Raw genomic sequence first — 13,336 nt, forward strand, 5'->3', positions numbered from 1 at the left:
CTTTCCGATGCGCGCTTTACTCGTGCTGTTCAGTCTGATGCTGTCGATGTCGTTGTCTGCGGCGGAAAAACTTCAGGTGGTCACCAGTTTCAGCATCCTCGCCGACATGACCCATCAGGTCGGCGGCGACCATATTCAGATCACCAACATGGTCGGTTCTGATGCCGATGCCCACACCTACGAGCCGACCCCGGACGATGCCAAAGCCTTGCTCAAGGCCAGACTCATCATCAAAAACGGTTTAGGTTTCGAGCCTTGGCTGGACCGCCTGGTGACCAGCACCGAGGCCAAGGCCCCCGTCATCAGCGCGAGCCACGGCGTCATTCCGCGCTCCCTGGATGAAGACGGCGAGACCGTGCCCGACCCTCACGCCTGGCACAACCTGGCCAACACCGAGCTGTACATCAGCAACATCACCAAGGCGCTGATCGCTGCCGACCCGGCGAACAAAGCCGACTACGAACGCAACAGCCAGGCCTACCTGAAACAGATCTACGCACTGCTCGCCGAAGCCAAGGCCAAACTCGGTTCGCTGCCACCGGGCAATCGCAAGATCGTCACCTCCCACGATGCATTCGGATATCTGGGCCAGGCCTACGGCATCGACTTCATGGCACCGCAAGGCCTGTCTACGGAACGCGAACCTTCGGCCGCCGAAGTCGCCGCGCTGATCACCCAAATCCGTCAGGCCAAAGTCAAAGCGGTGTTCATGGAAAACATCAAGGATGCCCGTCTGCTCAAGCAGATTGCCGATGAAAGCGGCGCGCACATCGGTGGCACGCTGTACTCCGATGCGCTCGCCGCAACCGGTCCGGCGAGTACCTTCGCCGGACTGTTCGAATACAACCTCAACACCCTCTACGACGCATTGAGCAAACCATGATCCGCAAGAACCCCTCAGGCGATTTGCCACAAATTGCGGAGTCCGCCTACGTGGATAAAACTGCAATCATCTGCGGCAAAGTGGTGATCGGCGAAAACGTTTTTGTCGGGCCCTATGCAGTCATTCGGGCCGACGAAGTGGATGCATCAGGCGAGATGGAGCCGATCACCATCGGCGCCAACTCGAACATTCAGGATGGCGTGGTGATCCACTCCAAGTCCGGCGCGGCGGTGACCATCGGCGAGTTCAGTTCGATCGCTCACCGCTCCATCGTTCATGGCCCTTGCACGGTTGGTGATCGAGTGTTCATCGGTTTCAACAGCGTGCTGTTCAACTGCGCGGTCGGCGATGGCTGCGTGGTGCGGCACAACTCAGTGGTCGACGGTCGTGACTTGCCCGAGGACTTCTACGTGCCCTCCACCACCCGCATCGGCCCTAACACCGACCTGTCGCAGTTCCCACCGGTGAGCGTCAGTGCCTCGGAATTTTCCGAAGACGTGGCGCGCACCAACGTCGATCTGGTGCGCGGCTACAAAGCCCTGCAGAACGAGTTTTGACCATGAGCAGCGTGCTGATTCGCAATGCCAGATTGGTGAACGAAGGTCGGGAATTCGAGGGTGATCTGCTGGTGAGCAACGGCCGGATCGTGAAGATCGCCAGCAGCATCCACGGCGAAAATGCCCACGTCGAAATCGACGCACAAGGGCAGTGGCTCGTGCCTGGAATGATCGATGACCAAGTGCATTTCCGAGATCCCGGGGCACCGGACAAGGGTAGCTTTTACACCGAATCGCGGGCCGCCGTGGCGGGCGGCATCACCAGTTTCATGGACATGCCCAACACAAACCCGGCCACCCTGACCCTTGCGGCACTCGCTGACAAGAAGCGTCGAGCGGCGATCAACTCCGTCGCCAACTACGGCTTCCACTTTGGTGTGAGCAACGACAACCTCGACACCGTTGCGGCGCTCAATCCCTGCGAAGTGGCTGGCGTGAAAGTGTTCATGGGCGCCTCTACCGGCAACATGTTGGTGGACGACCCGCAGACACTTGAACGATTGTTCGCCGAAGTGCCGACCATCCTGCTGGCCCATTGCGAACACACGCCCAGCATCGAAGCCAATGCTGCGAAAGTGCTCGAGCGTTTTGGGGAGCACATTCCCGCCGCGGTGCACCCGCAGATTCGCGATGCCGAAGCGTGTTTTCGTTCGTCCTCAATGGCCGTGGATCTGGCCAAGCGACACGGCACCCGCCTGCACGTTTTGCATTTGACCACCGCGCAGGAACTGGCGCTGTTCGAAGACAAACCGCTGACACACAAACGCATTACCGCTGAGGTCTGCCTGCATCATCTGCTGTTCGATGATCGTGACTACCTGAGCCTCGGCAACCTGATCAAGTGCAATCCGGCGATCAAGACCCAGGCCGATCGTAATGCCCTGCGCCAAGCCCTGATGAGCAATCGACTGGACGTCATCGGCAGCGATCACGCGCCGCACACCTGGGCGGAAAAACAACGGCCCTACCACCAAGCCCCGGCCGGCTTGCCATTGGTGCAACACGCGCTTCCTGCATTAATGGAACTGGTGATCGACGAAGTGCTGCCGATAACTACCCTCGTGGCCAAGACCAGTCATCGCGTGGCTGATGTGTTTGCCATTCCCGACCGCGGCTATCTGCGCGAAGGCTACTGGGCCGACCTCGTTCTGATCAAACCCGAGCCAGAAGGCGTGGCCGTTTCCAGGCAGCCGATCTTGTCGCAATGCGGCTGGACACCCTTCGCCCGCCAGCATTTTCGCCACAGCGTCAGCACCACGATCGTATCGGGGCAAATCGCCTGGCACGACAAACGTCTTAATGACAACTGTCAGGGTTTACCCCTACGGTTTATGCGCTAACGCGCGTTTATTGCACTCGAGAGCACCGACATGATTCACATCACCCTGAGCGATGGTTCATTGCGTGAATACGACCAACCGTTGTCGGTGTATGAGTTCGCAGCGAGCATCGGCATCGGGTTGGCCAAAGCAGCCGTGGCCGGTCGGGTGGACGGCGTTCTGGTGGACTGTGAATTCATGATCGAGGCCGATGCCCGGGTCAGCATCGTCACGCCTCAAGAGCCCGATGGGTTGGAGATCTTGCGACGCTCCTGTGCATTGATGCTGGCGGTGGCCATCAAGCAACTGCATCCAAAAGCACAATTGCACACTGGATCGGCGCTGGGTGATGGCTTCTTTTATGAGTTCGCGTTTGAGCGTCCTTTGAATCTGATCGACCTTGCCGGCATCGAAGCGCGCATGAGGACCCTGGCAGCAACCAACCATTCGATCCGGCGCCGAAAGCTGTCAACCGAATCGACGCCCCCGGAAAAGTCATTGACCTACCTCCTTGGGGACTTCGAGTGCATGTCAGTGGGGCCACATGTTCCCGCAACCCGGGTGTTGCAGGCATTCGCGCTCGATCACATCAGCGGTACCGCGCCACAACGGATCTATGGCACGTGCTGGCCCAGCCAACAGGAACTGGATGACTGGCGGGCGCCGCCGCACGTGATCATTGTCAGCATGGACGAGCGTCAGGCGGATTACGCACAGTCGGTGACCGAGGCGTTGCGCCGAGGTGGCGTGCGCGCTCGTTCTGATCTGCGCAACGAGAAAGTCCACCACAAGATCCGCGAGCACAGCCAATGGGTGCCGTATCTGGTGGTGATCGGGGAGAAAGAAAAAGAAGGTGGGTTTGTCAGTGTGCGCAGCCGTACCGGAGAGGATTTCGGCAGGATGGCTGTTGAGGCGGTGTGTGACTGGCTGAGGTCAACGGGCATTGAGGGTGTCTGAGCCGGCCTCTTCGCGGGCAAGCCTCGCTCCCACAGGATCTACATCGACCCAGTAGGAGCAAGGCTTGCCCGCGAAGCTGTTAAGCCCTCGGCTTGACCGTTCCGCAATCCTGACCCAGCCACACCGCACGAGTATCAAGGCTACCCTTCTGCTGAATGCCGGTCGCATTGAACGTGCCGTTGACCTTGGTGGTGAACTCACGATCACTGAGGAAGGTAGCGACACCCGCACCCTGCGCTTTCGGACAGCTGAAACGGAATTTCCACTGATTGCCGCTGCGCTCAGTGATTTCCTGTTTACAGCCCGATTGCGGATCCGTCAGTGGGATATTGTCCGACTTCACCTGCTCCGGCGTCAGACACGCGCGAATCCCCTTTCCGCCCATGGTGATGCCCTGCTTCTCCAGCTGCGCGCGCTGTTGCGGGGTCATCTGGCCCTGCAACTGACCGAGGATCAGCTGCAGGTCCGGCAGGTTCTGGTCATCGACCTTCATGTTGCTCGTGGTCAACTCCCACAAACCTGGCTGCAGCATCTGCGCCTGAGCGGCCACAGGAAGTGCTAAACCTAAAGCCACGGCCAAACCCAGCAGACGAACGTTCATCGAGTAACTCCTGATCAGTAGTGGCCGTTAGACGTCAGCCATAGGCTTCAGTTCATGGGCCAATTAAATAGCGACATTCTGCACGGAACATGGTCTGTTAAGCATTGAATCTTCAGGAGCAAGGCTGCCCCATGGATTACTTTGGACCGCACATTTTCGGCTACATGATTGCACTGCTTCATACGCTGGGCCTGATCGCAGCCATCCACGCGGTACTCACCGTCCGGACCGCCCAGGGAGCTATCGCTTGGGCCCTGTCGTTGATCTTCATGCCTTATCTCACGCTGATTCCGTACCTGGTCTTCGGCCGCAGCACCTTCGATGGCTACATCAAGGCGCGGCGCCAGGCCAACGAGGAAATGCGCAAGGCCATCTCCGAGCTCAACTGGCGGCCCTGGGTAGAAGAGGCGCTGACCGCACGCGCTTCCAACGCCTACGCGTCCCTGCGGGCGATGCCGAAACTGGGGCGCATGCCGTGCCTGGCGAACAACGAAGTGCGCTTGCTGATCAACGGCCAAGCCACCTTCGACGCGATTTTCGAAGCCATCGACAATGCGAAGGAAGCGGTGCTGATTCAATTCTTCATCATCCACGACGACCGTCTTGGCCAGCGCCTGCAAACCCTGCTGCTGAAGAAAGCCGCAGAAGGCGTGGCGATCCACTTGCTGTACGACCGCATCGGCAGCCACTCCCTGCCCCACAGTTACGTGCAGCCGTTGCGTGACGGCGGTGTCGAGGTCAAGGCCTTCGCCACCCGCAGCGGCTGGCTCAACCGCTTCCAGGTCAATTTCCGCAATCACCGCAAGATCGTCGTGGTCGACGGGATTCTGGGCTTCGTCGGCGGGCATAACGTCGGCGACGAATACATGGGCGAGAAACCACCGCTGGCGCCCTGGCGCGACACCCACGTCCGCGTGTGCGGGCCGGTGGTGGCCTGCATGCAGGAATCGTTTGCCGAAGACTGGTTCTGGGCGGCGCGATCATTGCCACCGCTGATCCTGCCGGACGTGTATCCGGACGACGGTGTGCTCTGCCAATTGCTCGCCAGTGGCCCGGCCGATTCCTATGAAACCTGTTCGCTGTTCTTCGTCGAAGCCATCCATGCGGCGACAGAACGGGTGTGGATCACCAGCCCCTACTTCATCCCTGACGAAGCCGTGTTTGCCGCGTTGAGACTGGCCGTTCTTCGAGGCGTGGATGTGCGGCTGCTGCTGCCCTCACGACCGGACCACCGAATCGTATACGCGGCCTCAAGCCTCTATGCCTTCGAAGCCGTGCGCGCAGGCGTGCGAGTGTTCCGGTACGCGCCGGGTTTCCTGCATCAGAAGGTGGTGTTGATCGACAGTGAAATCAGCGCCATCGGCAGCGCCAATCTGGACAACCGTTCGTTCCGGCTCAATTTCGAGGTGATGTTGCTGACCGTCGACAGTGCGTTTGCCGCCGAGGTGGAACAGATGCTCAACGATGACTTCGCCCAGGCCCACGAGATCGCCAAAGAAGAAAGCCGGGAGACCCGCCGCTTGCAACAGGTCGGCATGCGGATCGCCCGGCTTATTTCACCGATTCTCTAAAGGTAGATATCGTCGCGCGTCCATGGCAGTTCATGGCTGCCATCGGCGTGGGCTTTCACCGCGAGGATCTGGTGCAGGTTGATCCAGCCTCGGGCGAATGCATAAGCACATCCAGCCAGGTACAAGCGCCAGATCCGCAGCGCCTGTTCCGGAACCAGCCTGGAAGCGGCTTCCAGATTGTCCTCCAGGCGTTCGCTCCAATGGTCCAGGGTGCGTGCGTAGTGCAGGCGTAGACTCTCGACGTCGACAATCTCCAGCCCCGCTTCGCTGATCTCGGCGGAGATCATCGACAGGTGCGGCAACTCGCCGTTGGGGAACACGTATTTCTCGATGAAATCACCGGCACCGCGTCCAACCGGACGGCCATCCGTGTGCTTGGCGGTAATGCCGTGGTTCATCACCAGCCCGCCCTCTTTCACCGCGCCGAACAAGGTCTTGCAGTACTCGGCCAGGTTGGCGTGGCCGACGTGTTCGAACATGCCGACGCTGACCACTTTGTCGAAACGACCGTCCTGAGGCAGATCGCGATAATCGAGCAGTTGCAGTTCAATCAGATCGTCCAGGCCTTCGGCGGTCACCCGTTCACGGGCCAACGCCAGTTGCTCTTTACTCAGGGTGATCCCGAACACTTTCGCGCCGAACTCACGGGCCGCATACCGAGCCAATCCGCCCCAACCGCAACCGACGTCCAGCAAATATTCACCCGGTTGCAGCCTCAGCTTGCGGCACAGGTGACGGAATTTGGCTTGCTGGGCTTGCTCCAGCGTTTCGCTGCCGGTCTCGAAATAGGCACAGGAATACGCCATGTCGCTGTCGAGCCACAGCTGATAAAACGCGTTGGAAAGATCGTAGTGGTAGGAAATCGCCTTCGCGTCGGTTTCCTTGTCGTGGACGGTGCGCACGGGATGACTGTCTTGGTCACCGAGTAATGCCTGGCTCCATTCGTCGCAGACGCGAATCACGTCGCTGATGGAGCCTTCGAGTTCCAGCTTGCCTTCGACAAACGCCGCTCCGAGCGCGTCCAGGCTTGGATGAGTAAACTGGGTAACCATTTGTGGGTCCTTGACCACAATAGTGACGCTGGGCGTCGGCCCCAGGTTGAATTCATGGCCGTCCCAGAGTCGCAGGCGTATCGGTAACTGCAGATTCTGTAAGGCCGGTGGAAGTTGCGCGAGCATGAAAAGTCCCCCTTGTTTCAGACGTCTGATGTGAGGGTAGACCATCTTGGAAAAATAGCTGGCTATCGATTAAATAGCGTTTTTCTATAACTCGCGGCGCTTAAATCAGCCGTCGTGAGTCCACAAAAGCAGATGGTCCTCACCCTAGATGACTACAAACTTGATGCACAGTTCTAAAAAGTTGGTTTTGCCCCATAGCCTTGGATTAGAGGCGTTCAAGCCTCGTCTTTGATTTTCAGCAATGGCTCTTGAAAGCGCAGCAGACGCCCCGCGTTACCGAGCACCAACAACGTACTGAGGTTATGCAGTAACGCTGCAATCATCGCCCCCGCAGCACCGAGCCAGCCGAATGCCGCGAATGCGACAATCGCCAGGGTCCATCCCAGGCCAATGATCACGTTGACCTGCAAGGTCTGCCGACATTGGCGACTCAACCGGACACAGGTTCCGAGGCGACGCAGGTCGCTGCCGATCAACACAATGTCCGCCGACGCCAGCGCGATGTCCGCGCCACCCGCGCCCATGGCGACCCCCACGACGCCGGCCTTGAGTGCCAGCGAATCGTTGATGCCATCCCCGACCACCATCGGCCGGAAACCGTTGTCGATTTCTGTCAGCACGCGGTTGAGTTTGTCCTCAGGCAGTGCCTGCGCTTCAACATCGCTGATGCCAACATCCCTTGCCAGCGTGTGCGCGACGCTGTGCCGATCGCCCGTAAGCAACAGCTGACGGCCCAAGCCCAACTCTCTTAATTCGCTCAAGGCAAAACGCGCCTCAGGTTTGACACTGTCGGCCAGCAACAGCCAGGCCAGGAATTCACCGTTGAGTGCCAACCCGGCAATCGGGCCATCGTGTTCGGGAACCGCTGAAGTGGCGATGCCCAGTTGCGCGAATAGCTCTGGACGGCCCAGCGCTGCCTCGCCCTGCTCCGTCATCGCGACCACGCCCAGGCCCTGGCGCTCGTGGATGTCCGACAGCAGCAGAAAATGTTCCTGCGTGACCAGACCGGCGAGTGCACGGCTGACCGGATGACTGCTGGCCGAGCCGAGGCTGGCAGCGAGTTTCAACACGTGGCTGCGATCCTCCAGCGGGCTCTCGATGGACTGCAAGCGCAAGGTGCCAAACGTCAGGGTTCCGGTCTTGTCGACCACCAGCGACGTGAGGTCCGCCAACTCTTCCAGAAACGCCGAGCTGCGAATCAGAATCCCGTGCCGCGCCGCCACCGCCACGCCGGCAATCGCCGTGGCTGGTGCCGATAACACCAACGCGCAAGGACACGCCGCCACCAGCACCGCGAGCATCGCCTGGGCATCGTTGGTGACAAACCAGGTCACTGCGGCCAGCAGCAACACCAGCACCATGTAACTGCCGGCGTAGCGTTCGAGCAAACGGGTGATCGGCGGCTTCGAACGCTCGGCGCTTTGCATCAGGGCAATGACTTTACCGAGGGTCGATTCGTTGCCGGTGCGTGTCACTTCGATGCGCAACAGACCGTCGAGGTTGATCGCCCCGCCAAAGACCTGCATGCCGACGCCCGCCTCGATCGGCACCGACTCACCGGTAATTGATGCCGTGTCGAGACTCGCCTGACCGGACAACACCCGACCATCGGCCGGCACTCGGTCGCCCGCCCGTACCTCGACAATGTCGCCGGTTTTAAGTGTGCCGTTGTCGACTTCGACGATGGCACCGTCCGCCTGAACCTTGCGAGCGTGACTGCGGGTCAATTTACCGAGGGCGCGAATCGCTTCCTGGGAACCGATCACGCTGCGCTCTTCCAGCACGTGGCCGAAGATCATGATGATCGGCAGCAACGCAGCAGTCAGCAGATCACCCGTCGCCCAGGCACCGAGCATGGCGAGGGCGATCAACTGATCGGTGATCCCGTGCAGACTCGGATATCGCAGGCTGTACCACGCTGAACGCATCACCGGCACGGCCACCAGCAATGAAGCAAAACCCAACAGCAATTGACTGACGCCCGTCTGCTCCGGCGACAACCAGCGCCAGATCAACCCGAGGCTGAGCAAGCCAAGGGCAAGCATGGCCAGGGTCAATTGGCGTGCAGCGCTGCGTTGTTCAGCCGAGGACAACAGGCTGGGTGCGGCGGCGGTTGGGGTGGTCATTGCGCTGCTCCCTGAATGATCAGGCGGGAATCATCTTTCGGATTGACCGTCGTTACCGAGCCGGCCTGGCCGAGAATCTTCGGCATCCGCTCGCGGTAGATACGTAGCAACATTTGCGGGTCAGTGCCCTGTTGTTGCGCTTGGGCCAGGCTCAACACCGTGGCCGTATCAGCCGAAGCTTTGGCCAGTCGTTCGCTCGCCTGAGCGTGGGCGACTTGCAGTGTCCGGTCGCCTTGTTCATTGGCGGTCTGGGTCAGTTTCTCGGCCTCGGTGCGCGCATTGGCGACGGCTTTGTCGGCTTGCTGGCTGGCGGTCAGCACCGCATTAAAAGCGTTCACTGCCGGGCCGGGCAGACTCGATTGCACGTCGAATCGCGCCACTTCGATACCCAGCCCCTGTCCCGTCGTGGTCAGCTCGGCCAGACGCTGATTGATGCCCTGCACCAAATCACCGCGCAGACGTTCGCGACGTTCTGCCGCCTGATTGTCGCTACCGATCAGTTCCGGTCGCGCCACCAAAATGGTGTCCAGGTCTCGCGCGGCAGTCAGGGCAACAGCGCTGCGCGTGACCAATCGATCGAGTGCCGGTAGCACATGCTCACCCTGAAGCACGAAGGCGTAGGGTTCGGTGACCTTGTAGAAAACCCGTACATCCAGTTGCACCACGCCCGCGTCACCGGTCAGCAAATAGCCCGACCCAGCGAGGGCATCGCTCAACGGTGTCGCGAAGGATGCCACCCGATCGGCCTGCAAGGCAGCATCGCTACGAAGCAGATTTTCCACCCGACGCTCGATTACCCGATCAGCTGCCGGCAACAAAATCACTTGTTCAAAGGGGCGCGGCCAAGCCAACAGCAACCCGGCATTCTGGATGCGATCCAGCGCGCCGAAGTGCAGGACCACCGCCCGATTCTGAGGATCAATCTGCCGCACATTGGAGAATGCCCAAGCTAACGCAGCCAGAACTGTCACGCCGTAAAGCGCCAAAAAAGCCAATCGCCCAGCCTGAATCCAGGGGCTGCTTAACTCATGTGTTCCACGTGGAACTAAATTCATGGCTGCGACCCGGACTTGTTATCGAGGGTCGGCGGACCGTCAACCAACACCCGAAAAGGTGCGGCATCGGTGCGCAATATCAGTTTGGTTCCCGGGGTGACGATCGTTCCCAAGGTATCGAGGGAGCGCAGCAAGTTATAAAGCTGTGGCGAACCGGCGTAGGCACGGCCGTAAATCTGTGCGGCTTCGACACGGGATTGGGCTTCGATATCGGCGGCTTTGACCGTCGCATCGGCCTGTACGATTCGCGCATCACGTTCGGCAGCCGATCGAATTTGCGCGGCTTCCCGCTTGCCGATGGCGGTGCGTTCAGTGGCAATTGTTTCACGCTCGGCGCGCATGCGATCGACGGTGGCGGTGAGCGTCACCGACGGCAGGGTCAAACGCTCGATGCCCACTTGCAGCACGCGAACGCCATACGTGGTCAGCAACTGCTGATCGATCTGTTTACGCAACTGCGCTTCGAAGTCGGCAATGTGCACCTGATTGGCATCGGTGTTCACCAGGTTGGCCAGATCGAAACTGCTCGCAGTGGTTTCCAGTGCCGACCCGACAAACGTGCGAATCTGCCGCGCCGCTTCGTCCGGCTGATTCTGCACGGCGCGCATAAAGCGCTGCACGTTGTCCGGGTCGCCCTGTACCTGCCACGCCACGTAAGCCTGAACAATGATGCGCAAACCGTCGCGCGTGCCCACATCCTGCAAACCGCTGGAGGTGGTGCGCAGCCGCAAGTCGACCGGAATGGCTGCTTCAAACGGTGCCGGCCAGCGCCAGCCGAGACCCGGCTCCAACAGCACCCGCGATGGATTGCCGAAGCGAGTGATCACCGTGGCCTCCCCCGAACGAACCTGCACCAGACTCGCTGCCGCGATGGCGAATGCCACGAGCAACGCCGCCCACCCCATGCGCCGCCACGGGAATGGACCGGCTTCCTGCGGATCACCGTGATGATGGTGGTGACCGTGGTGATGTCCGCCATGTCCGTGATCGTGGCCGGCGTGGTCGTCATGATCGTGAGTGTGCGACTGGCTCAATGGGCAGCTCCTGGCTGAGCACTGTTGCGCGGCGACACAGGATCGGCCGGCAGCGTGAAGGTACGTAGGTCGATGGTCGGCGCATTGCTGTTGCCGCCCAGACGATGATCGAGCACCAGCAATCGGGCGTTGGCCAAGCCTTGCGTGAGTTGGCTGAAATACTGTTCCAGCAAGAATGCCTGGCCGGCGCTGGCATACGCTTTTTGTTCGGCGGTGAATTTCAGATCAGCCGCCTTGGCGGTGGAATTGATTTCATGCGCACTGGCCGTCGCCTGATCGCGGGCGATGCTGGCCTGCAATTGCGCCTGATTGGTCGCCTCTGCTGCCGCCCCGCGCTCACGCGAGATCAATGCCTGGGCACCAATCTGCGCCGCCTGTACCCCGTGATAAGCGTTGGCTGCACCGGCTGGCGGATGGATCGCCTCGACCACCGTGGCGAGAATTTCCACACCGCTGTCGAGCTTCTGCAGATCGGATTGCACGGCGCGGCCGGTCTCTTCGGCCAGCCCTACCCTGTCCTCGCCGAGCAAACCATCGAGGGTCCGCGAGGCAAAGTCGTGAACCAGAATCCGGCTGGCGGTGCTGCGAATCAGCGTCGGTACATCGGCGCTGTTGTACGTCGCGGCCAGCGCCGCTTGATCGGTCAGACCGATGCGGTAGACAAAACGCACGTCCATGTTAACGATCTGAAAGCTCTGCTTATCGGCACGGCTGCTGGCGATCACTTGGGATTTATCGTTCACATGGCTGGCGTCCCACAAGCGATTGGCAATCACCGGCGCAGGCCCTTCTGCTGGCTCCAGAACGATCGGCGCCGATGTTTCGCCAACACTTGTTGCCAACTCGTGAACCACGCCGTTTTCAACGTTCAGAACCCGGCCCAATGGCCACGGCAAACCGGCGTGCAAACCAGGACCGAACACTTCAACCGGTTTACCGAAACGTTCGTAGATGCCCCGCCCTTGCAGGGGTATTTCGTGAACGCCGGTGAGCGACCACCCGACAATCGCCACTACCGCCATCACCGGCAAAAACGCCCGGCGCATATAGGTGAAGGCCCAAATCTGCCGCAAGTCGATGCCGAAGCGGTTATGCAGTTCGTGCTGCAACGCCAGCAACGGTTGTGGCGGCCAGCGCAGCATGTCGGCGACAACACTTCGCGCCAATAACGTTGGTTCCAGTTGTTCACGGCGAGGGCTGAATAGCGATAACACCGCACGTAGCAGCAACTCGACCGCGACCAGTCCTGGCAGCATGCCGATCAGCACCGCCAACCGCGCCGGCCAAACTGAGGTTTCGCTGCCGAACAACAGACATAAAGCGCTTAACACCAGGCAAATGATCGCCACTCGGCTCAGTTGCGCCAACTGCCCCGCTTCTGGCCATTGGGCGACGTTTTCCTGGGCGAGCTGACGCTCAAGCACCAGCAAACCAAAGGCCAGCAACAACGACAGCGCGGCGCCAACGCTCGCTGATAATCCCAACGCAGCAGGCGGCAACGCGAGGTTCCAGAACTGACTGATGCTGAAGATCGTCAACAGCGCCCAACCAGCGAGCCAGAGGGTCGGCGCACCGATCTGCCCAAGCATGCGCACCCAGCGCTGACTGAGCCGCTCCAGCAGTCGCTCATACCAGCCTTCGGGAGCAACGGTTTCATCCGAAACCACCACTGGCAGCGGTGGATTCATCGCTTGCGCGCGCCACTGAGTCACCCACCATGCCGATTGCAGGCCGGCAATCAGCACCAGCAAACCGGCGCCCTGATTCACCAGCAACGGGGCCCACAGCGACAACGGCGCAAACAGCCCGACAAAAAACGCCAACACCAACCCGACCGCCGCCAAGGCACTCAGGCCGATGGCGAACTGACGCAATCGCCGCCCTTGAAAAACCGCCTGCTGAAAGCGCGGCAGCCCGGCTACCTGCGTTCCATCGACTTCGAGATCGAGTTGCATACCACCCCAGTGCTTATCATTGGCCACATCGCATTTCGTTACCATATAACGAAAGTAGTGAAATTTTTGTACTAAATCGCTCTATCTAAAGATGCCCAAC

General features: G+C 60.1%; 11 protein-coding genes. 5 read left to right on the forward strand and 6 right to left on the reverse strand.

The features are described from left to right. Nucleotides 1–7: 7 nt before the first annotated feature. The 4 genes from K0F88_RS07280 to K0F88_RS07295 are packed head-to-tail and all read left to right on the forward strand — an operon-like array spanning nucleotide 8 to nucleotide 3,716. On the forward strand, nucleotides 8–883 hold the full coding sequence (locus K0F88_RS07280) for a metal ABC transporter substrate-binding protein (protein ID WP_219094693.1): 876 nt from the start codon (nucleotides 8–10) through the stop codon (nucleotides 881–883). After that, entirely contained in the window at nucleotides 880–1,440 is a 561-nt protein-coding gene (locus K0F88_RS07285; RefSeq protein ID WP_219094694.1) for a DapH/DapD/GlmU-related protein, read from the forward strand. Before K0F88_RS07280 ends, K0F88_RS07285 begins: the two co-directional genes overlap by 4 nt. A 2-nt stretch (nucleotides 1,441–1,442) precedes the next feature. Beyond that, nucleotides 1,443–2,780, forward strand: a complete 1,338-nt coding sequence (locus K0F88_RS07290) for a dihydroorotase (protein ID WP_219094695.1) — start codon at nucleotides 1,443–1,445, stop codon at nucleotides 2,778–2,780. 30 nt (nucleotides 2,781–2,810) lie between these two features. Beyond that, a complete protein-coding gene (locus K0F88_RS07295; RefSeq protein WP_094469894.1) occupies nucleotides 2,811–3,716 on the forward strand; it encodes a His/Gly/Thr/Pro-type tRNA ligase C-terminal domain-containing protein in 906 nt (301 codons plus the stop codon). A 79-nt stretch (nucleotides 3,717–3,795) separates the two neighbouring features. Here K0F88_RS07295 and K0F88_RS07300 read toward each other — a convergent pair whose 3' ends face one another. Further along, nucleotides 3,796–4,317: a DUF3617 domain-containing protein gene (locus K0F88_RS07300; protein WP_094469893.1), complete on the reverse strand. Its 522-nt coding sequence runs from the start codon at nucleotides 4,315–4,317 to the stop codon at nucleotides 3,796–3,798. 131 nt (nucleotides 4,318–4,448) lie between these two features. Here K0F88_RS07300 and cls point away from each other — a divergent pair, with 131 nt between their 5' ends. After that, nucleotides 4,449–5,888 carry a cardiolipin synthase gene (gene cls / locus K0F88_RS07305; protein WP_219094696.1) on the forward strand — a complete coding sequence of 480 codons (1,440 nt, stop codon included), beginning with the start codon at nucleotides 4,449–4,451 and terminating at the stop codon, nucleotides 5,886–5,888. On the opposite strand, the gene cfaB is transcribed toward cls, so the two are convergent. From cfaB to hflK (K0F88_RS07330), 5 genes are all read right to left on the reverse strand, one after another. Then, nucleotides 5,885–7,066 (reverse strand): C17 cyclopropane fatty acid synthase CfaB, encoded by a 1,182-nt coding sequence (cfaB, locus tag K0F88_RS07310; RefSeq protein WP_219094697.1) that lies wholly within the window; start codon nucleotides 7,064–7,066, stop codon nucleotides 5,885–5,887. The genes cls and cfaB overlap by 4 nt on opposite strands. A 215-nt stretch (nucleotides 7,067–7,281) precedes the next feature. Further along, on the reverse strand, nucleotides 7,282–9,192 hold the full coding sequence (locus K0F88_RS07315; protein WP_219094698.1) for a cation-translocating P-type ATPase: 1,911 nt from the start codon (nucleotides 9,190–9,192) through the stop codon (nucleotides 7,282–7,284). After that, complete coding sequence (hflK, locus tag K0F88_RS07320; protein WP_219094699.1) at nucleotides 9,189–10,247, reverse strand: protease modulator HflK; 1,059 nt, start codon at nucleotides 10,245–10,247, stop codon at nucleotides 9,189–9,191. The genes K0F88_RS07315 and hflK (K0F88_RS07320) overlap by 4 nt, the downstream gene beginning before the upstream one ends. Continuing rightward, nucleotides 10,244–11,281 carry a protease modulator HflC gene (gene hflC / locus K0F88_RS07325; protein ID WP_219094700.1) on the reverse strand — a complete coding sequence of 346 codons (1,038 nt, stop codon included), beginning with the start codon at nucleotides 11,279–11,281 and terminating at the stop codon, nucleotides 10,244–10,246. The genes hflK (K0F88_RS07320) and hflC overlap by 4 nt, the downstream gene beginning before the upstream one ends. After that, the gene (gene hflK / locus K0F88_RS07330) at nucleotides 11,278–13,236 is read right to left on the reverse strand and encodes a protease modulator HflK (protein ID WP_219094701.1); all 1,959 of its coding nucleotides are present in this window, start codon (nucleotides 13,234–13,236) and stop codon (nucleotides 11,278–11,280) included. Before hflK (K0F88_RS07330) ends, hflC begins: the two co-directional genes overlap by 4 nt. Nucleotides 13,237–13,336 lie beyond the last annotated feature (100 nt).

This window comes from Pseudomonas sp. UMAB-40, assembly GCF_900095275.1.
Taxonomy (GTDB): domain Bacteria; phylum Pseudomonadota; class Gammaproteobacteria; order Pseudomonadales; family Pseudomonadaceae; genus Aquipseudomonas; species Aquipseudomonas mandelii_B.

Excerpts from the sequence above, each read along its gene's own strand:
- K0F88_RS07290 (WP_219094695.1), top strand. The coding sequence starts at position 1,443 with ATGAGCAGCGTGCTGATTCGCAATGCCAGATTGGTGAACGAAGGTCGG.
- K0F88_RS07300 (WP_094469893.1), bottom strand. The coding sequence starts at position 4,317 with ATGAACGTTCGTCTGCTGGGTTTGGCCGTGGCTTTAGGTTTAGCACTT.
- hflK (WP_219094699.1), bottom strand. The coding sequence starts at position 10,247 with ATGAATTTAGTTCCACGTGGAACACATGAGTTAAGCAGCCCCTGGATT.
- cfaB (WP_219094697.1), bottom strand. The coding sequence starts at position 7,066 with ATGCTCGCGCAACTTCCACCGGCCTTACAGAATCTGCAGTTACCGATA.
- K0F88_RS07280 (WP_219094693.1), top strand. The coding sequence starts at position 8 with ATGCGCGCTTTACTCGTGCTGTTCAGTCTGATGCTGTCGATGTCGTTG.
- K0F88_RS07285 (WP_219094694.1), top strand. The coding sequence starts at position 880 with ATGATCCGCAAGAACCCCTCAGGCGATTTGCCACAAATTGCGGAGTCC.
- hflK (WP_219094701.1), bottom strand. The coding sequence starts at position 13,236 with ATGCAACTCGATCTCGAAGTCGATGGAACGCAGGTAGCCGGGCTGCCG.
- K0F88_RS07315 (WP_219094698.1), bottom strand. The coding sequence starts at position 9,192 with ATGACCACCCCAACCGCCGCCGCACCCAGCCTGTTGTCCTCGGCTGAA.
- K0F88_RS07295 (WP_094469894.1), top strand. The coding sequence starts at position 2,811 with ATGATTCACATCACCCTGAGCGATGGTTCATTGCGTGAATACGACCAA.
- cls (WP_219094696.1), top strand. The coding sequence starts at position 4,449 with ATGGATTACTTTGGACCGCACATTTTCGGCTACATGATTGCACTGCTT.